General features: G+C 60.7%; 18 protein-coding genes. 14 read left to right on the top strand and 4 right to left on the bottom strand.

Annotation, left to right across the window (positions count from 1 at the left end; genetic code table 11):
* Window positions 1-112: 112 nt before the first annotated feature.
* Window positions 113-2959: an RNA polymerase-associated protein RapA gene (gene rapA, locus ACCC96_RS26855; protein ID WP_138866219.1), complete on the bottom strand. Its 2847-nt coding sequence runs from the start codon at window positions 2957-2959 to the stop codon at window positions 113-115.
* A 229-nt stretch (window positions 2960-3188) separates the two neighbouring features.
* Between rapA and ACCC96_RS26850 the strand changes: the two genes are divergently transcribed.
* The 3 genes from ACCC96_RS26850 (at window position 3189) to ccoM (ending at window position 4057) form a co-directional block, all read left to right on the top strand.
* Window positions 3189-3530, top strand: a complete 342-nt coding sequence (locus ACCC96_RS26850) for an aspartate-semialdehyde dehydrogenase (protein ID WP_138866218.1) — start codon at window positions 3189-3191, stop codon at window positions 3528-3530.
* 104 nt (window positions 3531-3634) lie between these two features.
* On the top strand, window positions 3635-3796 hold the full coding sequence (locus tag ACCC96_RS26845; protein WP_007935839.1) for a hypothetical protein: 162 nt from the start codon (window positions 3635-3637) through the stop codon (window positions 3794-3796).
* 144 nt (window positions 3797-3940) lie between these two features.
* On the top strand, window positions 3941-4057 hold the full coding sequence (gene ccoM / locus ACCC96_RS26840) for a cytochrome c oxidase subunit CcoM (protein ID WP_018926882.1): 117 nt from the start codon (window positions 3941-3943) through the stop codon (window positions 4055-4057).
* 165 nt (window positions 4058-4222) lie between these two features.
* Here ccoM and ACCC96_RS26835 read toward each other — a convergent pair whose 3' ends face one another.
* The gene (locus ACCC96_RS26835) at window positions 4223-5698 is read right to left on the bottom strand and encodes an inorganic phosphate transporter (RefSeq protein ID WP_019580918.1); all 1476 of its coding nucleotides are present in this window, start codon (window positions 5696-5698) and stop codon (window positions 4223-4225) included.
* A 377-nt stretch (window positions 5699-6075) separates the two neighbouring features.
* Window positions 6076-6276, bottom strand: a complete 201-nt coding sequence (locus tag ACCC96_RS26830) for a hypothetical protein (protein WP_007935837.1) — start codon at window positions 6274-6276, stop codon at window positions 6076-6078.
* Window positions 6277-6932: 656 nt separating this feature from the next.
* Here ACCC96_RS26830 and pcaR point away from each other — a divergent pair.
* From pcaR to pcaC, 11 genes are all read left to right on the top strand, one after another.
* Entirely contained in the window at window positions 6933-7775 is an 843-nt protein-coding gene (gene pcaR / locus ACCC96_RS26825; RefSeq protein WP_007935836.1) for a pca regulon transcriptional regulator PcaR, read from the top strand.
* Window positions 7776-8062: 287 nt separating this feature from the next.
* Window positions 8063-9409: an MFS transporter gene (locus ACCC96_RS26820; RefSeq protein ID WP_413697385.1), complete on the top strand. Its 1347-nt coding sequence runs from the start codon at window positions 8063-8065 to the stop codon at window positions 9407-9409.
* Window positions 9410-9682: 273 nt separating this feature from the next.
* A complete protein-coding gene (locus ACCC96_RS26815; protein ID WP_018926877.1) occupies window positions 9683-10540 on the top strand; it encodes a CoA transferase subunit A in 858 nt (285 codons plus the stop codon).
* Window positions 10540-11319: a CoA-transferase subunit beta gene (locus ACCC96_RS26810; RefSeq protein ID WP_019580916.1), complete on the top strand. Its 780-nt coding sequence runs from the start codon at window positions 10540-10542 to the stop codon at window positions 11317-11319. The genes ACCC96_RS26815 and ACCC96_RS26810 overlap by 1 nt, the downstream gene beginning before the upstream one ends.
* The gene (pcaF, locus tag ACCC96_RS26805; protein ID WP_413697393.1) at window positions 11316-12521 is read left to right on the top strand and encodes a 3-oxoadipyl-CoA thiolase; all 1206 of its coding nucleotides are present in this window, start codon (window positions 11316-11318) and stop codon (window positions 12519-12521) included. The genes ACCC96_RS26810 and pcaF overlap by 4 nt, the downstream gene beginning before the upstream one ends.
* 37 nt (window positions 12522-12558) lie before the next feature.
* A complete protein-coding gene (pcaH, locus tag ACCC96_RS26800; RefSeq protein ID WP_111455066.1) occupies window positions 12559-13263 on the top strand; it encodes a protocatechuate 3,4-dioxygenase subunit beta in 705 nt (234 codons plus the stop codon).
* A 1-nt stretch (window position 13264) separates the two neighbouring features.
* Complete coding sequence (gene pcaG, locus ACCC96_RS26795) at window positions 13265-13831, top strand: protocatechuate 3,4-dioxygenase subunit alpha (protein ID WP_018926873.1); 567 nt, start codon at window positions 13265-13267, stop codon at window positions 13829-13831.
* A gap of 242 nt (window positions 13832-14073) precedes the next feature.
* Complete coding sequence (locus ACCC96_RS26790; protein ID WP_019580913.1) at window positions 14074-15369, top strand: MFS family transporter; 1296 nt, start codon at window positions 14074-14076, stop codon at window positions 15367-15369.
* Window positions 15370-15414: 45 nt separating this feature from the next.
* On the top strand, window positions 15415-16779 hold the full coding sequence (locus tag ACCC96_RS26785) for a 3-carboxy-cis,cis-muconate cycloisomerase (RefSeq protein WP_413697384.1): 1365 nt from the start codon (window positions 15415-15417) through the stop codon (window positions 16777-16779).
* Window positions 16780-16790: 11 nt separating this feature from the next.
* Window positions 16791-17597 (top strand): 3-oxoadipate enol-lactonase, encoded by an 807-nt coding sequence (gene pcaD, locus ACCC96_RS26780; RefSeq protein ID WP_019647905.1) that lies wholly within the window; start codon window positions 16791-16793, stop codon window positions 17595-17597.
* Window positions 17598-17607: 10 nt separating this feature from the next.
* Complete coding sequence (gene pcaC / locus ACCC96_RS26775) at window positions 17608-18000, top strand: 4-carboxymuconolactone decarboxylase (protein WP_007935810.1); 393 nt, start codon at window positions 17608-17610, stop codon at window positions 17998-18000.
* Window positions 18001-18098: 98 nt separating this feature from the next.
* On the opposite strand, the gene ACCC96_RS26770 is transcribed toward pcaC, so the two are convergent.
* Window positions 18099-19358 carry an OprD family porin gene (locus ACCC96_RS26770; RefSeq protein WP_413697383.1) on the bottom strand — a complete coding sequence of 420 codons (1260 nt, stop codon included), beginning with the start codon at window positions 19356-19358 and terminating at the stop codon, window positions 18099-18101.
* Between the last annotated feature and the right edge of the window lie 194 nt (window positions 19359-19552).

Raw genomic sequence — 19552 nt, 5'->3', positions numbered from 1 at the left:
AGGAGCTGCCGAAGGCTGCGATCTTGGCGGCGGTTGTTTCACCACAGATCCTCAGAAAGCAAAAAGGCCCGCATCGCTGCGGGCCTTTTTTATAGCGGTGGAGCAGGGCGGTTTAACCCGCCACCAACACCCGAATCGCTTCCAGTCGCAATGCCGCTTTGTCGAGCATGGCCAGGCCTTGCTCGCGTTGCTTGCGCAGGGCAACCAGTTCGCTGTCGCGCACGGTCGGGTTGACCGCTTGCAAGGCGGTCAGGCGCGCCAGTTCTTCGTCGGTATCGGCCGCCAGGCGACGTTGTGCCTCGGCCACGCGCTCGGCGTGACGCGGGGTGATCTTCTCTTCGCCGGCGTTGATCCGTGGCGTCAGCTGGTCGCGCTGGGCCTGGATGAACTTGTTGGCGCTGGCGCGGGGCACGCTTTCCAGTTGATCGTTCAGGGTTTCGAATGACACCCGGGCCGACAGGTCATTGCCATTGGCGTCGAGCAGGCAGCGCAGGGCGGCCGGCGGCAGGTAACGGCCCAGTTGCAGCGAACGCGGGGCAACCACTTCGCTGACGTAGAGCAGTTCCAGCAACACGGTGCCCGGTTTCAGCGCCTTGTTCTTGATCAGCGCCACGGCGGTGTTGCCCATCGAGCCGGACAACACCAGGTCCATGCCACCCTGAACCATCGGGTGTTCCCAGGTGATGAACTGCATGTCTTCACGAGACAGCGCCTGGTTGCGGTCGTAGGTGATGGTCACGCCTTCGTCGTCGCCCAGCGGGAAGCTGGCGTCGAGCATTTTTTCGCTGGGCTTGAGGATCAGCGCGTTTTCCGAATGGTCTTCGCTGTCGATGCCGAAGGCGTCGAACAGGGTTTCCATGTAGATCGGCAGGGCGAACTGATCGTCCTGTTCGAGAATCGCTTCGACCAGCGCATCACCTTCACCCGCGCCGCCGGAGTTGAGTTCCAGCAAGCGGTCGCGGCCGGTGTGCAGTTCGTCTTCCAGACGCTCACGCTCGGCGCGGGCCTCGTCGATCAGCGCTTTCCACTCGCCATCGTCGGTCTCTTCCAGCAGCGGCAGCAGGCGCGGGCCGAACTGATGCTGCAAGGCGTTGCCGGTCGGGCAGGTGTTGAGGAATGCGTTCAGCGCTTCGTGGTACCACTGGAACAGCCGCTCTTGCGGGCTGGTTTCCAGGTACGGCACGTGCAGTTCGATGACGTGCTTCTGGCCGATCCGGTCGAGACGACCGATACGTTGCTCCAGCAGGTCCGGGTGCGAAGGCAGGTCGAACAGCACCAGATGGTGCGAGAACTGGAAGTTACGGCCTTCACTGCCGATTTCCGAGCAGATCAGCACCTGGGCGCCGAATTCTTCGTCCGCGAAGTAGGCGGCGGCGCGGTCACGCTCAAGGATGTTCATGCCTTCGTGGAACACCGTGGCCGGAATACCGGAACGCACGCGCAGGGCGTCTTCCAGGTCCATGGCGGTTTCGGCGTGGGCGCAGATCACCAGCACTTTGGTGCGCTTGAGCATTTTCAGGGTGTCGATCAGCCACTCGACGCGCGGGTCGAATTTCCACCAGCGTTCTTCTTCGTTGGCGTCCGGCTGGGACTGGAAGCTGACTTCCGGGTACAGCTCGATGTGATCGCCCAGCGGCAGTTCGAGGTATTCGGCCGGGCACGGCAGCGGGTATGGGTGCAGTTTGCGCTCCGGGAAACCCTGCACGGCGGCGCGGGTATTACGGAACAGCACGCGGCCAGTGCCATGGCGGTCCAGCAGTTCACGGACCAGACGGGCGCTGGCTTCGGTATCGCCATCGTTAACGGCGGTCAGCAGAGCTTCGCCTTCGTTACCGAGGAAGCCGTGAATGGTCTTGTGCGCTTCAGGCGACAGGCGCCCTTTGTCCAGCAACTCCTGAACGGCTTCGGCCACCGGGCGATAGTTTTCGCTCTCGGCGCGGAAGGCGTGCAGGTCATGGAAACGGTTCGGGTCGAGCAGGCGCAGACGGGCGAAGTGGCTGTCCTGGCCCAGTTGTTCCGGGGTCGCGGTCAGCAGCAATACGCCGGGAATGACTTCAGCCAGTTGCTCCACCAGGGAGTACTCAGGGCTAACCTGGTCTTCGTGCCACACCAGGTGGTGCGCTTCGTCGACCACCAGCAAATCCCAGCCGGCGGCGAACAGCGCGTCTTGGGCTTTCTCGTCTTCCACCAACCATTCGAGTGCAACCAGGGCGAGCTGGGTGTCTTCGAACGGGTTGGCGGCATCGCTTTCGATGAAGCGTTCTTCGTCGAACAGCGCAACTTGCAGGTTGAAGCGGCGGCGCATCTCCACCAGCCACTGGTGCTGGAGGTTTTCCGGCACCAGGATCAGCACTCGGTTGGCGCGGCCCGAGAGCAGTTGGCGATGGATCACCAGACCGGCTTCGATGGTCTTGCCCAGGCCCACTTCGTCGGCCAGCAGAACCCGCGGCGCGATACGGTCGGCGACTTCACGGGCGATGTGCAACTGGTGCGCGATCGGTTGCGCGCGCACGCCGCCCAGGCCCCAGAGCGACGACTGCAACTGGCGGCTGGTGTGTTCCAGGGTGTGATAACGCAGGGAGAACCAGGCCAGCGGGTCGATCTGGCCGGCGAACAGACGGTCGCTCGCCAGTCGGAACTGAATGAAGTTCGACAGCTGGGTTTCCGGCAGGGTGACCACTTCGTTCTGCCCATTGAGGCCGTGGTAGACCAGCAGGCCGTCGATGTCGTCGACTTCCTGTACGGTCAGTTTCCAGCCTTCGAAGTGAGTAATCGAGTCACCCGGCGAAAACCGCACGCGGGTGAGGGGCGCATTCCGTAGCGCGTACTGGCGAGTGTCGCCAGTGGCCGGGTAGAGCACGGTCAACAAGCGGCCGTCCTGTGCCAGAACGGTGCCTAAACCCAGCTCGGCTTCGCTGTCACTGATCCAGCGTTGCCCCGGTTGATACTGCTGCGCCATGCTGCCTGACTCCCACCTTGAAAAAGCGGGCTATCTTAACGGAATGAGCCTTAAGGGCCAAAGGATTACTCAGTAGGAGCTACCGAAGGCTGCGATCTTTTGATCTTCAAGCCCTGAAAAGATCGCAGCCTTCGGCAGCTCCTGTCTGTGCGTTGGGTCACAAGTTTTCGACCGATGGCTCAAGTCGCCATCCCCGCAGCCGACAGCCTGCCGACAGGAGACTAATAATATGCTGCCACCGATGCTCCCCTTGAGCGCCGTGCCGATCACTTCACAGCAGGATCCGATCCGCCAGCGCCCGGATATTCCCCCCGTGGTGCCGGTGCAGGAAAGCTCCAATGAAAGCACCATCGACCTGCAAAACCGCGACCCGGAAGAGGCGGGCCTGCAGCTGCGCGAGGAGCAGCGTCGGCAACAGGAACGGGAGCGGCGCCGTCGCGAGGCCGATGAAGATCCTGAAGAGCATCTGGCGATACCCGGTAATGAGCTCAATGCCGACAACACCGTGCCAGTGGTGCCGTTGATGGAGAATCAGCCACGTCAGGGGTTGTGGGTCGATATTGAGATCTGAAGTGTCGGAGGCTGGTCAGCGCCCGCGCCAGACCGCATTATTGGCGCAATCCTGTCGCCTTTAGCCGGCAGCTGAATTCATTTCCAAGCGATGCACTGAACGCCATGAGCCAAGATGACAAGCTGATCGACCTCAATTCTGAACGTGCCAAACGGGTTCATGACCTTAATGAAAAGCGCCTGAACGAAGTGCGCCAGGCATTTGAGCAGGCCATGCCGTTGGGTAAAGCGAAGAAAAAGCCGAAGAACAAACCGAAAAAGCGTTGAAACACCCTGCATCCGTTGATGCAGGTCAGTTATTTCCCTTCCTTTACGCCCAGTCTCGGGCGGCATTGATCCCGGTCAATTTTCTCTCCTGCCCGATTGGTTAACTTAGCCCCATCGCAACAGGGCAAGTCCAGGAGGCCAGTCATGTTTTTCGATAACGTGGTGATCGCCGGAGTGCTGACAGTCGGCCTCATGGTTCTGTTTTTTGCAGGGTTTGGATTTTTTATCTGGAAGGATTCGCATAAGCGGAGAAAACCGTAGTTCTTTCTGGAGCAATGAGCACGCAAGGCATTTTGGGCGACTTCGGTCGCCCTTTTTTTTTGTGCGATCGTTCCCACGCAGAGCGTGGGAACGATCTAATACCGAAATGCGGGCAATAAAAAAGGCGCGAACCTCACGGAACGCGCCTTTTTCAGTAGCGGTGTATCAGCTACCCAGTGCCTTGGAGGCCAGCCAGAACAGGCCGGCCGACAGGCCTACGGTGGCTGGCAGGGTCAGGACCCAGGCCAGCAGGATGGTTTTGACGGTGCCGCCTTGCAGGCCGCTTTTGTTCGCGACCATGGTGCCGGCCACGCCTGAGGACAGGACGTGGGTAGTGGAGACGGGCAGGCTGAAGATGTTGGCCAGGCCGATCATGCTCGCCGTGGTGATCTGCGCCGACATGCCTTGGGCATAGGTCATGCCTTGCTTGCCGATTTTCTCGCCGATGGTCAGTACCACGCGCTTCCAGCCGACCATGGTACCCAGGCCGAGGGCCAGTGCGACCGCCAGAATCACCCAGAACGGGGCGTATTCAGTGGTGGTGGTCAGGTCCTTGCGCAGTTTGTCCAGGTCAGCTTTTTCACGGGCAGCGAGGCCAGGCAGCTTGCTGACTTTCTTCGCCGTGTCGTCCAGGCAGAGCAGGTAACGACGCACTTCGATGCGGCTTTCCGCCGGCAGCGAGTGGTAGTCGGCTACACCCTTGAGGGTGTCGAGCAGGGCGGCGATGGTCGGTTCGGTCTGTTGCGGGTTGCAACGGAATTTCTCCGGCAGATCACCTTCCACGCTTTTGCCCAAGGCCAGGAATTCACCCAGCGTATCGGCATTGCGCTTGTAGAACTGGCTCAGGTGCAGGGTTGCATCGCGCGTCCGTTCGATCTGGTAGGTGGTGCTGCCCAGGTCGAGTACGAATTGCGCCGGGACGATACCGATCAGCACCAGCATGATCAGGCCGATACCTTTCTGGCCATCGTTCGAACCGTGCACGAAGCTGACCGCCATCGCCGAAATCACCAGTACCAGACGGTTCCAGAACGGTGGGTGTTTCTTGTCGTCGATCTTGCGGCGCTGTTCCGGTGTCTTGTGCATCTTGGACAGCGGACGCCACCATTTAAGGCCGATCAGCACCAGGGCGGCAACAAGGAAGCCGGCCATCGGCGAGAACACCAGGGACGCGCCGATGTCGATCGCTTTCTGCCAGTTCACGCCGTCGGCCAACGGAATGTCGTTGATCAGGGCGTTGGCCAGGCCGACACCGAGGATCGAACCGATAAGCGTATGGGAACTGGAGGCCGGGATACCGAAGTACCAGGTGCCCAGGTTCCAGGTGATGGCGGCGGCGAGTAACGAGAACACCATGGCCAGCCCGTGACCGGTGTTCACATTGATCAACAGTTCTACCGGCAGCAGATGGACGATGGCATACGCCACCCCCACACCGCCCAGCAGCACGCCGAGGAAGTTGAACACACCGGAAAAGAACACCGCCAGATGAGGCGGCATGGCTTTGGTGTAGATAACAGTGGCCACCGCGTTTGCGGTGTCATGAAAGCCGTTGATGAACTCGAAGGCGAGGACAAAGGCCAGGGCGAGCAAGAGGCTCACAAGCACCCAAGCATCCAGTCCGCTGAATAAATCGATCATGAAGGTTTTCTGACCCGTTCGTAAGGGGGCGCGATTATGCCAGAAAAGACTGATAATCGATGCACTTGCTGCTCATCGGTTACATTCTTCAATGAATTAGTAGGTGGCAATCCCCTGAATCCCAGGGTTTTTCAGGGGCCTACAAGTCATTGAATTCGCTTGGAAAGGCAGCAGCCACAAGGGTTTCTCTCGTTGGGACGAGAGGCTTGAACGCTTGTGTGAAATATCTGAGAAGAAGGTCAGGCAAGAGCCGTTTGCCTCATCGAATGGATGAGGAAGCCGCTGCCCGCTTGTAGCGGGCGCGAAAAGCACCATCGATACAACCCGCTTTTAACGGGTGCAGACGCAGGCTCTTGAAAGGATTCAAGTCGAGGCGGTCATGGCTCTTCGGCTTTGAGTTCCTTTTCCATCTTCTGCAATTCCTGGGTGAAGGCCTGATCCTGAACGGTGGCGCGTTTACGCCAGGGTTTGCGTTCGGGTTCGGGCTGAGCGGCGTAGGTGGTGACTTCCCCGCCGTAAACTTCCTTGTAACGTTGTTCCTGGCGCTCAAGTTCCGCGCGCAGTTCGTCTTTCGTCACAGTGCTACCTGATTGAGTTGAGATTAATTCTGGTGAAACGCGCTGCATCGATCTATTGACCATGCTCGTCGAAAGGACAATGCCTGATACGACATCGTTCCCACGGCACAATCAATACTTCAATGTTGCAGGCGGCCACGGCACCAGAGCAAAACAGCTGACGCAGCATCAGTCTCCTGTTTCAGCGAGCGCGTTGGCGGAACATATTAAATGAGCGTCAAGCGCTTGCTGCGGACAGCGGCGATGGATATCGCGCTGCCGGCGGGCGGAATCGGTACAAAAAACCGGTCGCCTCTGAAATGCATTATAGCGGTCGATTCGAAGAACACTATCTCTTGGCAGTTAAAAGTAGTTCCTCATGTGTGATTGTTTTGTTGCTCGCAACTTGCCGGTAACTACGGTGGACTGATGCCAGTTGCAGTGGTGACTTTCTGGCGCCATTAAGCCGGACAAATTATTACATCGTTCTCCTTTAAACCAGTGACCGAAAATAACAACCGTATTGTGGGTGAGTGAAAGCAGGATGGCTGAATGCACGCAGCACGATTGCGATTATCGGTCTGTGGTTCGATAATCGCCCAATCCTGGCAGCCGCTGGCTTGTGTGTCAGACCGGGGCCGCTTGTAATAGTCGCTGATCCGTGTGGGGAACCTGATATGAACGATCAAATGCGCAATTCCTTCGCTTCAGTGGCGCCGCCGATCGTCGCCTCGCCCGCCAAGCGAATCCAGGCCCTGACCGGTGACCCGGATTTCATGACTTCCCTGGCCCGTGGCCTGGCGGTGGTGCAAGCGTTCCAGGAGCGCAAGCGGCACCTGACCATTGCACAGATCAGCCACCGCACGGAAATACCCCGCGCCGCTGTGCGACGTTGCCTGCATACGCTGATCAAGCTCGGCTACGCCACCACCGACGGGCGCACCTATTCGCTGCTGCCCAAAGTCTTGACCCTGGGCCATGCCTATCTGTCGTCGACTCCACTGGCGGTGTCTGCCCAGCCGTACCTGGACCGCATGAGCGAGCAATTGCACGAGGCCTGCAACATGGCCACGCTGGAGGGCGATGACATTTTGTACATTGCGCGCTCGGCGACTACCCAGCGGCTGATTTCTGTCGACCTCTCGGTGGGTGGGCGCTTGCCGGCCTATTGCACTTCCATGGGCCGGATTCTGCTCGCCGCGCTGGACGACACGTCGCTGCGCGAATACCTCGACCATGCAGACCTGCAAGCCAAGACCAGTCGCACCCTGCATACCCCCGAAGCCTTGCTCGAATGCCTTCAAGAAGTACGGCGACAAGGCTGGTGCATCGTCGATCAGGAACTGGAGCAGGGCCTGCGCTCGATTGCCGTGCCGGTGTATGACGCTTCTGGCCAGGTAGTGGCGGCGCTGAACGTCAGCACCCATGCCGGCCGGGTCAGCCGCAGCGAGTTGGAGCAACGTTTCCTGCCAGGTTTGTTGAGTGCCAGCCGCGACTTGAGTGCGCAGCTGTTTGCCTAAGCTGTTCGATAAACGCACAGAGTCGCGTTTATCGAATTGACGCTCTTTCCTTCGGATCATTAATGTCGCGGCAGCGTCATCCGGCGCTGCTGGCCCTCGGCCGGTTGCCGGACGACGACCCAATAATAATGAGAAGAGGCATCGTCATGTGCACGTTTCCCCACTGTCGCTGTTCCCACCGGCTTAGCTGCCGAAACCGGATCGCCTGATCCCGACCTCCTTTTTTGTGACAGCGTCAGCCTCGGCTGGCACTTGTTCGACTGCGTTCTTTGCGTGGAATAAAAATAATGAACCAGCCTCAGTCTGCTGTAGGGAACTGCCTCGACGTGCAGTCCTTCATCAACGCTCAACCCATTTCGCGCTACCAATGGCGGGTGGTGATCCTGTGTTTCCTGATTGTCTTCCTCGATGGCCTCGACACCGCGGCCATGGGGTTTATCGCGCCGGCATTGTCCCAGGACTGGGGCATCGATCGCGCCAGCCTCGGCCCGGTGATGAGTGCGGCACTGATCGGCATGGTCTTTGGCGCCTTGGGTTCCGGGCCGTTGGCTGACCGCTTCGGGCGAAAAGTCGTACTGGTGGGCGCGGTGTTGTTGTTCGGTGCGTTCAGCCTGGCATCGGCTTACAGCACCAATGTCGATCAACTGCTGGTGCTGCGTTTCCTCACCGGCCTGGGCCTGGGCGCCGGCATGCCGAACGCGACCACGCTGCTGTCCGAATACACCCCGGAACGCAAGAAATCCCTGCTGGTGACCAGCATGTTCTGCGGCTTCAACCTCGGCATGGCCGGGGGCGGGTTCATCTCGGCCAAACTGATCCCGGCCTTCGGCTGGCACAGCCTGTTGATGATCGGCGGGATTCTGCCGCTGATACTCACCGTCGTTTTGCTGTTGTGGTTGCCTGAATCGGCGCGCTATCTGGTGGTGCGCAATCGCGGTACCGACAAAGTGCGCAAGGCCCTGGCACCGATCGACCCAGCGGTGGTGGCCCAGGCTTCGAGCTTCAGCGTGCCGGAACAGAAAACCGTGAAGGCACGCAATGTGTTCGCGGTGATCTTCTCCGGCACTTACAGCACCGGCACATTGTTGCTGTGGCTGACGTACTTCATGGGGCTGGTGATTGTTTATCTGCTGACCAGTTGGTTGCCGACGCTGATGCGTGACAGCGGCGCGAGCATGGAGCAGGCCGCATTCATTGGTGCGCTGTTCCAGCTGGGTGGGGTGTTGAGCGCAGTGGGCGTGGGTTGGACGATGGACCGGTTCAATCCGCACAAGGTCATCGGCACTTTCTACTTGTTGGCCGGAGTGTTTGCCTACGCGGTAGGGCAGAGCCTGGGCAACATCGCCGTGCTGGCGACCCTGGTGCTGGTGGCCGGGATGTGTGTCAACGGCGCGCAATCGGCAATGCCGTCGCTGGCGGCGCGTTTTTACCCGACGCAAGGGCGGGCGACCGGTGTGTCGTGGATGCTTGGGATTGGCCGCTTCGGCGCGATCCTCGGGGCGTGGATGGGCGCGACGTTGCTGGGCCTGGGCTGGAACTTCGAACAGGTGCTGACGGCGCTGGTGATTCCGGCCGCGTTGGCGACCACGGCGGTGGTGATCAAGGGCATGGTCAGCCATGCGGATGCGACCTGATCAGGTTTGAGATAGCGGGGTAGCAGAAAAGATCGCAGCCTGCGGCAGCTCCTACAAAGGAAAGCGAACACCCGTAGGAGCTGTCGCAGGCTGCGATCTTTTTGCAGGCGACAGAGAACGATAGTGAGGTAACAATCTGTTCGATAAACGAACACTCAGTCGATTATCGGATTGTTTGGGTCATTCCAGGGGCTTAATCTTCAGTCATTCCGGCGCTGCGCATCGGCGCCTTTTTCCCACACTGTCGGTTAATAATAAACGGGAGCCTGCCCCATGGCTGAAATCCTTTCGCTGCATGACGCGGTGAAGCAGTTCGTCAACGACGGCGATACCGTCGCGCTCGAAGGCTTCACTCACCTGATTCCTACGGCGGCTGGTCACGAAATCATTCGTCAGGGCAAGAAAGACCTGACCCTGGTGCGGATGACGCCTGACTTGATCTACGACCAGTTGATCGGTGCCGGTTGTGCTCGCAAACTGATTTTCTCCTGGGGCGGCAACCCCGGCGTCGGTTCGCTGCACCGTCTGCGTGACGCAGTCGAGCGACAGTGGCCGCATGCGCTGGAAATCGAAGAGCACAGCCACGCCGACCTGGCCAATGCCTACGTCGCGGGCGCTTCGGGCTTACCGTTCGCGGTGCTGCGAGCCTACGCCGGTTCCGACCTGCCGAAGGTCAACCCGCTGATCAAGACCGTCACGTGCCCGTTCACCGGCGAAGTGCTGGCGGCGGTGCCGTCGGTGCGTCCGGACATCACCGTGATTCACGCGCAGAAAGCCGACCGCCAAGGCAACGTGCTGCTCTGGGGCATTCTCGGGGTGCAGAAAGAAGCGGCGCTGGCGGCCAAGCGTTGCATCGTCACCGTCGAAGAAATCGTCGACGATCTCAATGCACCGATGAACGCTTGCGTGCTGCCGACCTGGGCTCTGAGCGCGGTCTGCCACGTACCGGGCGGCGCGCATCCGTCCTACGCCCACGGTTACACCGAGCGTGACAACCGCTTCTACCAGGCCTGGGACCCGATTGCCCGCGACCGTGAAACCTTCACCGCGTGGATCAACGAATACATCCACGGCTGCGCTGACTTCAGCGAGTTTCAGGCCAAGCTGGCCGCTGCTTCGGAGGCCAAGTAATGACTTACACCACCAATGAAATGATGACCGTCGCCGCCGCCCGCCGCCTGAAAAACGGTTCGGTGTGCTTCGTTGGTATCGGCCTGCCGTCGAAAGCCGCCAACCTGGCGCGACTGACGTCCTCGCCCGATGTAGTCCTGATCTACGAATCGGGTCCGATCGGTGCCAAGCCAAGCGTACTGCCATTGTCGATCGGTGACGGTGAGCTGGCGGAAACCGCCGACACCGTCGTCCCGACCGGCGAGATTTTTCGCTACTGGCTGCAGGGCGGGCGCATTGACGTCGGCTTCCTCGGCGCCGCGCAAGTCGATCGCTTCGGCAACATCAACACCACGGTGGTCGGCGACTACCATCAGCCGAAAGTTCGCCTGCCGGGCGCAGGTGGTGCGCCGGAGATCGCCGGTTCCGCCAAGAGCGTGCTGATCATCCTCAAGCAGTCGGCGCGTTCGTTCGTCGACAAGCTCGACTTCATTACCTCGGTCGGCCACGGCGAGGGCGGTGATTCGCGCAAACGTCTCGGCCTGCCGGGCGCAGGTCCCGTCGGCATTATTACCGATCTGTGCATCATGGAACCGGAAGCCGGCACCCATGAATTCGTGGTCACCGCGCTGCACCCAGGGGTGACCCGCGAGCAAGTGATCGCGGCCACCGGTTGGCCGATTCGTTTTGCCGACACGGTTGAAAACACTGCCGAGCCAACCGAAGTCGAGTTGACCGCGCTACGTGATCTGGAAGCCCGCACTGCGGCGGCCCACGGCCAAGCACCCGGAGAAGCCTGATGCGCGACGTTTATATCTGTGACGCGATTCGTACCCCCATCGGCCGTTTCGGCGGTGGCCTGTCGGCGGTTCGCGCCGATGACCTGGCCGCCGTGCCGATTAAGGCGCTGATGGCGCGCAACCCGTCGGTGGACTGGAACGCGGTGGACGAGGTGTTCCTCGGCTGCGCCAACCAGGCCGGTGAAGACAACCGCAACGTAGCTCGCATGGCGTTGCTGCTGGCGGGGCTGCCGGAAACTATTCCGGGCGTCACCCTCAATCGCCTCTGCGCTTCGGGCATGGACGCTATCGGCACTGCGTTTCGGGCCATCGCCAGCGGTGAGATGGAGCTGACGATTGCCGGCGGCGTCGAATCGATGTCCCGCGCACCGTTCGTGATGGGCAAGGCCGACGCGGCGTTTTCGCGCAACATGAAGCTGGAAGACACCACCATCGGCTGGCGTTTCATCAACCCGTTGATGAAAGCCCAGTACGGTGTCGATGCAATGCCGCAAACCGCCGATAACGTGGCCGACGATTACCAGGTTTCCCGCGAGGATCAGGACGCTTTCGCACTGCGCAGTCAGCAACGGACAGCCGCCGCGCAAGCCGCAGGATTTTTCGCCGAAGAAATCGTTGAAGTGCGCATTGCCCACAAGAAGGGTGAAACAGTGGTCAGCCAGGACGAACATCCTCGCGCCGATACCACACTCGAGACCCTGGCCAAACTCAAACCGGTCAACGGCCCCGACAAAACCGTCACCGCCGGCAATGCCTCCGGTGTGAACGACGGTGCTGCAGCGCTGATTCTGGCTTCGGCCGAAGCCGTGAAGAAACACGGCCTGACCGCCCGCGCCAAAGTGCTCGGCATGGCCAGCGCCGGTGTCGCACCACGGGTGATGGGTATCGGCCCGGTGCCGGCGGTGCGTAAATTGACTGAGCGCCTGGGCCTGGCGGTCAACGATTTCGACGTGATCGAACTCAACGAAGCCTTCGCCAGCCAGGGTCTGGCGGTGCTGCGTGAACTGGGACTGGCGGATGACGCGGCCCAGGTCAACCCGAACGGTGGCGCCATTGCCTTGGGCCATCCGCTGGGCATGAGCGGTGCGCGTCTGGTGCTGACCGCACTGCATCAACTGGAAAAGACGGGCGGCAAGAAAGGCTTGGCGACCATGTGCGTCGGTGTCGGTCAGGGCCTGGCCCTGGCGATCGAACGGGTCTGACGCACAGAAGCGACTAATAAGAATTGAGGAAAGCGCAATGACTGACAAACCAGGTTACCGTCGCCCGCAGGCGGGCACTCAGCCGGAATACCTGCACCCTCCTTATCAATCCACCAACCTTCGCTCGCCGTCCAAGCCGTTGGTGTTTTTGCCTCATTCGCTGTCGGAAATCACCGGCCCGACCATCGGCGCCGAGCGTATTCAGGAGCGGGACAACGACCTGACCGCCCAGCACTCGGGCGAGCCATTGGGTGAACGGATCATCATCCACGGCCGTGTGCTGGATGAAGACGGTCTGCCGGTGCCTGGCATTCTGGTGGAGATCTGGCAGGCCAACGCCGCCGGTCGTTACAACCATGCCCGCGATCTGCACGACGCACCGATGGACCCGAACTTCACCGGCACCGGCCGCACCGTGACCGACGCCGATGGCTGGTACCAGTTCCAGACCATCAAGCCTGGCGCCTACCCGTGGGGTAATCACCACAATGCCTGGCGTCCGGCGCACATCCATTTCTCCCTGTTCGGGCCGAGCATTCTGACGCGCCTGGTGACCCAGATGTATTTCCCGGGCGACCCGTTGCTGGCTTACGACCCGATCTACAACTGCGTGCCCGATACCAGCGCCAAAGAGCGTTTGATCGCCAGTTTCGATCTGGAAAAAACCATCCCTTCCTATGCCCTCGCTTATCGTTGGGACATCGTTTTGCGCGGCCGCGACGCCACGCCGATGGAGAAATAAGATGACGCTGAACGCGACCACATCCCACACCGTCGGACCGTACTACCACATCGGCCTGACCTGGCTGAACCGTGAAGACCTGACCGTTGAACAGACCCTCGGCGAGCGTGTGGCGATCACCGGGCAAGTCGTCGACGGCAATGGCGACTTCGTCAACGACGCCATGCTCGAAGTCTGGCAAGCCAACGCCGCTGGCAAGTACGACCACCCCGAAGACGATCAGGACAAACCCCTGGACCCGAACTTCGAAGGGTTTGGCCGGGTGCCGGTGGATGCACAAGGGCGCTTTCGCTTTACCACGATCAAGCCGGGCACCGTGGAAGGCCTGAAGGGCACGACCCAGGCGCCGCACCTGGTGGTGCTGGTGTTTGCTCGCGGGTTGGTGAAGCACTTGCTGACGCGGATTTACTTCGATGGTGAGCCAGCCAACGTGGCGGACCCACTGCTCGAATGCGTGCCCGCCGAACGTCGTGGCACCTTGTTGGCGAAGCAGGATGCTGCGGGTGTTTATCAGTGGAATGTGATTCTGCAGGGGACGGATGCGGAGACGGTGTTCTTCGATTACTGAGTGATCGTTGCTCTTGTGGCGAGGGAGCTTGCTCCCGCTGGCTTGCGAAGCAAGCCCAAACCCGGCTGACATGATGTATCAGGCAAACCGCGCCAACCGGTTTTACGACTGCTTCGCAGCCGAGCGGGAGCAAGCTCCCTCGCCACAGAGATTGCACTGCTCTCAGGTTATGCATCCATCTGCGGAACGGGACTATTGCGAAATATGTCTAGACTCTCACGGTCCCCACAGAGTGAAAAACAATGACAACCTCCACAGCTGTCTACACCGGTGAAGAACGCAGCAAAAGAATCTTTGCGATTGTCGGCGCCTCGTCCGGCAATCTGGTCGAGTGGTTCGACTTCTACGTCTACGCCTTCTGTGCGATCTACTTTGCCCCGGCCTTTTTTCCGTCCGATAACCCCACGGTGCAGTTGGTCAACACCGCGGGCGTGTTTGCCGCCGGGTTTCTGATGCGCCCCATTGGCGGCTGGATCTTCGGTCGGCTGGCGGACAAGCACGGGCGCAAGAACTCGATGCTGATCTCGATTCTGATGATGTGCTTCGGTTCGCTGCTCATCGCTTGCCTGCCGACCTACAACAGTATCGGTGTCTGGGCGCCGATCCTGCTGTTGTTCGCGCGCTTGCTGCAGGGCTTGTCGGTGGGCGGCGAATACGGCACCACCGCGACTTACATGAGCGAAGTCGCCCTCAAGGGCCAGCGCGGGTTCTTCGCGTCGTTCCAGTACGTGACGCTGATTGGCGGGCAGTTGCTGGCGGTGTCGCTGGTGGTGATCCTGCAGCAGTTTCTCAACGAGGATGAATTGCGTGCCTACGGCTGGCGGATTCCGTTCGTGGTCGGTGCGGCGGCGGCGTTGATTTCATTGTTCCTGCGTCGTGCGCTCAAGGAAACCAGCAGCAAGGAAATGCGCGAAAACAAGGACGCCGGCAGCATCGGTGCGCTGTTCCGCGATCACAAGGCAGCCTTCATCACCGTACTGGGTTACACCGCCGGCGGTTCGCTGATTTTCTACACCTTCACCACGTACATGCAGAAATACCTGGTGAACACCGCCGGCATGCACGCCAAGACCGCCAGCTACATCATGACCGGTGCACTGTTCCTTTACATGTGCATGCAGCCGTTCTTCGGCATGCTCGCCGACAAGATCGGCCGGCGCAATTCGATGCTCTGGTTCGGCGCCCTCGGGACGTTGTGCACCGTACCGATCCTGCTGAGCCTGAAAAGTGTCAGCAATCCGTTCCTGGCGTTTGTGCTGATTACCGTGGCGCTGGCGATCGTCAGTTTCTACACCTCGATCAGTGGTCTGGTGAAAGCCGAAATGTTCCCGCCAGAGGTGCGTGCCTTGGGCGTCGGCCTGGCGTATGCGGTGGCGAATGCGATCTTCGGCGGTTCGGCGGAATATGTAGCGCTGAGCCTTAAAGCCGGAGGCATGGAAAACTCGTTCTACTGGTACGTGACGGTGATGATGGCGGTGGCGTTCCTGTTCAGCCTGCGTCTGCCGAAACAGCCGAAGTATTTGGAAAACGACCTTTGATCTTTATGCGGGGGCCTCACTGGCCCTTGCCTGCAAGGACTGTTTATGAATCAGCGACCGGGCAATCAATTGTTCGATGCCTATTTCACCGCACGCGATATGCGTGGGGTGTTCTGCGATCAGGGCCGGGTTCAGGCCATGCTGGATTTCGAAGCCGCACTGGCCCGGGCCGAGGCACGGGTGGGCCTGATTCCGCAAGCGGCTGTCGCATCTATCGAAGCGGCCTGTAAGGCCGAGCATTACGACTTCGCCGCTCTCGGCGAGGCAATTGCCACGGCGGGCAATTCGGCGATTCCGTTGGTCAAGGCGCTGGGTAAGCAGATCGCCAAAAGCGATGCCGAAGCCGAGCGCTACGTGCATCTGGGCGCGACCAGCCAGGACGTGATGGACACTGGCCTGGTGTTGCAATTGCGCCGCGCGCTGCAACTGATCGAAGCTGATCTGGCGCAGTTGGGGGAAACCCTCGCGACCCAGGCCAAGCGATACGTCGCCACGCCGCTGGCCGGGCGCACCTGGTTGCAACACGCGACACCGGTCACCCTCGGCATGAAGATCGCCGGTTGGCTGGGCGCGGTAACCCGCAGCCGCCAGCGTCTGCTGGAACTCAAGCCGCGCCTGCTGGTGCTGCAATTCGGTGGCGCCTCCGGCACCCTCGCAGCCCTTGGCGATCAGGCGATGCCGATTGCCGAAGTCTTGGCCGCGGAACTGCAACTGACCTTGCCGGAACAACCCTGGCACACCCAGCGTGATCGTCTGGTGGAGTTCGGCGCGGTGCTTGGCTTGATCGCCGGCAGCCTCGGCAAACTCGGCCGCGACATCAGCCTGTTGATGCAGACCGAAGCTGGCGAAGTGTTTGAACCGTCGGCGCCGGGCAAAGGCGGTTCCTCGACCATGCCGCACAAACGCAATCCGGTGGGCGCGGCGGTGCTGATCGGTGCGGCGACACGGGTGCCGGGTTTGCTTTCGACTTTGTTCAGCGCGATGCCCCAGGAACACGAGCGCAGCCTGGGCCTGTGGCATGCCGAATGGGAAACCCTGCCGGAGATCTGCTGCTTGGTGTCGGGCAGCCTGCAGCAAGCGCTGCTGGTGGCCGACGGACTGGAAGTGGACGCGACGCGTATGACCCGCAATCTCGACCTGACCCAGGGCCTGGTGCTTGCCGAAGCGGTGAGCATCGTCCTGGCGCAGCGGGTCGGTCGTGACACCGCGCACCATCTGCTGGAGCAATGCTGCAAGCGTGCCGTGGCCGAGCGACGTCATCTGCGCGCGGTACTCGGCGATGAGCCGCAAGTGACCGCCGAGTTGTCGGACGCTGAACTCGATCATCTGCTGGACCCCGCCCATTACCTCGGTCAGGCCCATACCTGGGTCGAGCGAGCGGTGGCTGAACATTTTGCGTTGACTGCCTGAAGGAGACTGCTGTGGCATTCGTACAACTCGCCGATGGCGAACTGCACTACCAAATTCAAGGGCCGCAACTCGACGGACCGGCGGATGCGCCGGTACTGGTGCTGTCCAACTCACTGGGCACCGACCTGCACATGTGGGACGCGCAGATCCCGGCGTTCGCCGAGCATTTCAGGGTGCTGCGTTTTGACACCCGTGGTCACGGCAAGTCATTGGTGACGCCGGGGCCGTACAGCATCGAGCAACTGGGCCGCGACGTGCTGGCGCTGCTGGATGCCTTGCACATCGAGCGCGCGCATTTCTGTGGTCTGTCCATGGGCGGGTTGATCGGTCAATGGCTGGGGATCAACGCCGGTCAGCGTTTGAACAAACTGATCGTGTGCAACACCGCGGCGAAAATCGGCGATCCATCGGTGTGGAACCCACGAATCGAAACCGTGCTGCGCGACGGCGCGGCGGCAATGGTGGCATTGCGTGATGCGTCGATTGCACGCTGGTTTACCCCGGATTTTTCCGCTGCCAATCCGGCAGCGGCGAAGCAGATCACCGACATGCTCGCGGCTACCTCGCCTGAAGGTTACGCGGCCAATTGCGCGGCGGTGCGCGATGCCGATTTCCGCGATCAGTTGTCCTCGATCAAGGCGCCGCTGCTGGTGATCGCCGGCACCGAAGATGCGGTCACACCGCCGTCTGGCGGGCATTTCATTCAGGAACACGTGCGGGGCGCCGAGTACGCCGAGTTCTACGCCGCGCACCTGTCCAACGTCCAGGCCGGCGCTGCGTTCAGCGAGCGGGTGCTGGCGTTTCTTTCAGGTCATTGAGGAATTTTTTGTGGACGAGAAACAACGTTACGACGAGGGCATGAAAGTCCGTCGCGCAGTGCTCGGTGACGCCCACGTCGACCGCAGCCTGAACGCGCTGACCGAGTTCAACTCGGAGTTCCAGGAGATGATCACCCGTCACGCCTGGGGCGACATCTGGACCCGTCCGGGCCTGCCGCGCCACACCCGCAGCCTGATCACCATCGCCATGCTGATCGGCATGAACCGCAACGAAGAACTCAAACTGCACCTGCGCGCCGCCGCCAACAACGGCGTGACCCGCAGCGAGATCAAGGAAGTGATCATGCAGAGCGCGATCTATTGCGGAATTCCGGCGGCCAACGCGACGTTCCACCTGGCCGAGTCGGTGTGGGATGAGTTGGGGGTTGAGTCGCGGGAATAGGGTTACGGCTAAAAAAGATCGCAGCCTGCGGCAGCTCCTACAGAGGAATGGTGAACCCCTGTAGGAGCTGCCGCAGGCTGCGATCTTTTGATTTATGTTTACAACAAACTGATCGGATAGCTGACGATCAAGCGGTTCTCGTCGAACTCGTTGTTGCTGAAGTCACGGCGGATGGTGGAGTTGCGCCATTTGACGTTGAGGTCTTTGAGTGCGCCGCTTTGCACGGTGTAACCCAGTTCGCTTTCGCGGCCCCATTCCTTGCCGTCGCTGGTGGTGGCGGTGTGTACGTTGTCGCCGCTGATGTAGCGGTTCATCAGGGTCAGGCCCGGCACACCCAGAGCGGCGAAGTTGTAGTCGTGGCGCACTTGCCAGGATTTTTCCCTGGCGTTGTCATAGCTGGAGTTGTAGCTGTCGTTGGCCAGGGTGCCGCCGCTGGTGCCGTTGACCCGCATCCAGGCGCTGTCGCCGGTGAGTTTTTGCAGGCCGACGTAAAAGGTGTTGCCGCCGTATTTGGCCGAGAACAGGCCCGACCAGGTCTTGTTGTCCAGCTCGCCCGCCCGGGCGCTGCCGTCATCCTTGCCGTAGAAGAACCCGAGATTGGCGCCCAGCGTCCAGTCGCCCAGCGGTTGGGTGTGGATCAGGTTGACGTATTGCTGGCTGTAGATGTCTTTGAGTTCAGCATTCCACAGGCCAATCTGAGTGCGCTTGTCGTTGAAGACGTATTCGCCGCCCTGGAAGTTGAAGCGGTCTGACTTGAAGGCCGCTTTGCCGGTCATCGACATATCGCTCATGCTGCTGTCGTCGCGCGGGCTGTTGGCGCGGAACTGGCCGCCGTAGAGCGTCAGGCCGTCGATTTCCTTCGAGGTGATCTGGCCGCCACGGAAGGTTTGCGGCAGCGAGCGACCGTCGTCCGAACGCAGGATCGGCAGCACCGGCATCCATTCGCCGACCTTCACTTCGGTCTGGGACAGCTTCGCCTTGAACGCCACGTTGGCGCGACCGAAGTTGTCCGCCGGGCGACCATCGTGATCCAGCGGCAGCAACTGCGTCCCACCGGTGCCTTTACCGCCGTCGAGCTTGACCGAATACAACCCCAGCACGTCCATGCCGAACCCGACGGTGCCCTGGGTGAACCCGGATTTGGCGTCGAGGATAAAGCTTTGCGTCCACTCTTCAGCCTTGCCCTGGCTCTTGGTCGGATTGGTGAAGTTACGGTTGATGTAGAAGTTACGCAGGTTCAGGTTGACCTTGGCACCTTCGACAAAGCCTGCTTCCTCGGCCAAGGCGGGCAGGGCCGCGCCGGCCAGTGCGATGGCGATCAGACTGGGGAACAAATACTGCGTGGTGGAGGAAGTCATGGACTCGGGTCTCTCTAATTGTCAGGGATAAGGCAGTACACAGCCGCAACCAAGGGGTCGCAGACAAAAAGTCGAATTCGGATAAGGGGGCGGGCGAGATCAGCCGGAGCGCAGAGGGCGCGTAGTCATGGTGTCGGACCTTGTTGTTATTGATTTTTGCAGGTGCGGACAATGGTGCGAGGGATGGGCGGGGG

It is taken from the genome of Pseudomonas sp. Pseusp11 (genome assembly GCF_047304405.1).
Classification (GTDB): Bacteria; Pseudomonadota; Gammaproteobacteria; order Pseudomonadales; family Pseudomonadaceae; genus Aquipseudomonas.
Note: the sequence above shows the minus strand (reverse complement) of the source record. Positions and strands in the feature narration are given on the sequence as shown.

What these genes read in the sequence shown, in the direction of transcription:
- pcaH (WP_111455066.1), top strand. Translation starts at nt 12,559, where the DNA reads ATGACTGACAAACCAGGTTACCGTCGCCCGCAGGCGGGCACTCAGCCG.
- ACCC96_RS26815 (WP_018926877.1), top strand. Translation starts at nt 9,683, where the DNA reads ATGGCTGAAATCCTTTCGCTGCATGACGCGGTGAAGCAGTTCGTCAAC.
- ACCC96_RS26790 (WP_019580913.1), top strand. Translation starts at nt 14,074, where the DNA reads ATGACAACCTCCACAGCTGTCTACACCGGTGAAGAACGCAGCAAAAGA.
- pcaG (WP_018926873.1), top strand. Translation starts at nt 13,265, where the DNA reads ATGACGCTGAACGCGACCACATCCCACACCGTCGGACCGTACTACCAC.
- ACCC96_RS26810 (WP_019580916.1), top strand. Translation starts at nt 10,540, where the DNA reads ATGACTTACACCACCAATGAAATGATGACCGTCGCCGCCGCCCGCCGC.
- ACCC96_RS26785 (WP_413697384.1), top strand. Translation starts at nt 15,415, where the DNA reads ATGAATCAGCGACCGGGCAATCAATTGTTCGATGCCTATTTCACCGCA.
- ACCC96_RS26820 (WP_413697385.1), top strand. Translation starts at nt 8,063, where the DNA reads ATGAACCAGCCTCAGTCTGCTGTAGGGAACTGCCTCGACGTGCAGTCC.
- ACCC96_RS26850 (WP_138866218.1), top strand. Translation starts at nt 3,189, where the DNA reads ATGCTGCCACCGATGCTCCCCTTGAGCGCCGTGCCGATCACTTCACAG.
- rapA (WP_138866219.1), bottom strand. Translation starts at nt 2,959, where the DNA reads ATGGCGCAGCAGTATCAACCGGGGCAACGCTGGATCAGTGACAGCGAA.
- ACCC96_RS26845 (WP_007935839.1), top strand. Translation starts at nt 3,635, where the DNA reads ATGAGCCAAGATGACAAGCTGATCGACCTCAATTCTGAACGTGCCAAA.
- ccoM (WP_018926882.1), top strand. Translation starts at nt 3,941, where the DNA reads ATGTTTTTCGATAACGTGGTGATCGCCGGAGTGCTGACAGTCGGCCTC.
- ACCC96_RS26770 (WP_413697383.1), bottom strand. Translation starts at nt 19,358, where the DNA reads ATGACTTCCTCCACCACGCAGTATTTGTTCCCCAGTCTGATCGCCATC.
- pcaR (WP_007935836.1), top strand. Translation starts at nt 6,933, where the DNA reads ATGAACGATCAAATGCGCAATTCCTTCGCTTCAGTGGCGCCGCCGATC.
- ACCC96_RS26835 (WP_019580918.1), bottom strand. Translation starts at nt 5,698, where the DNA reads ATGATCGATTTATTCAGCGGACTGGATGCTTGGGTGCTTGTGAGCCTC.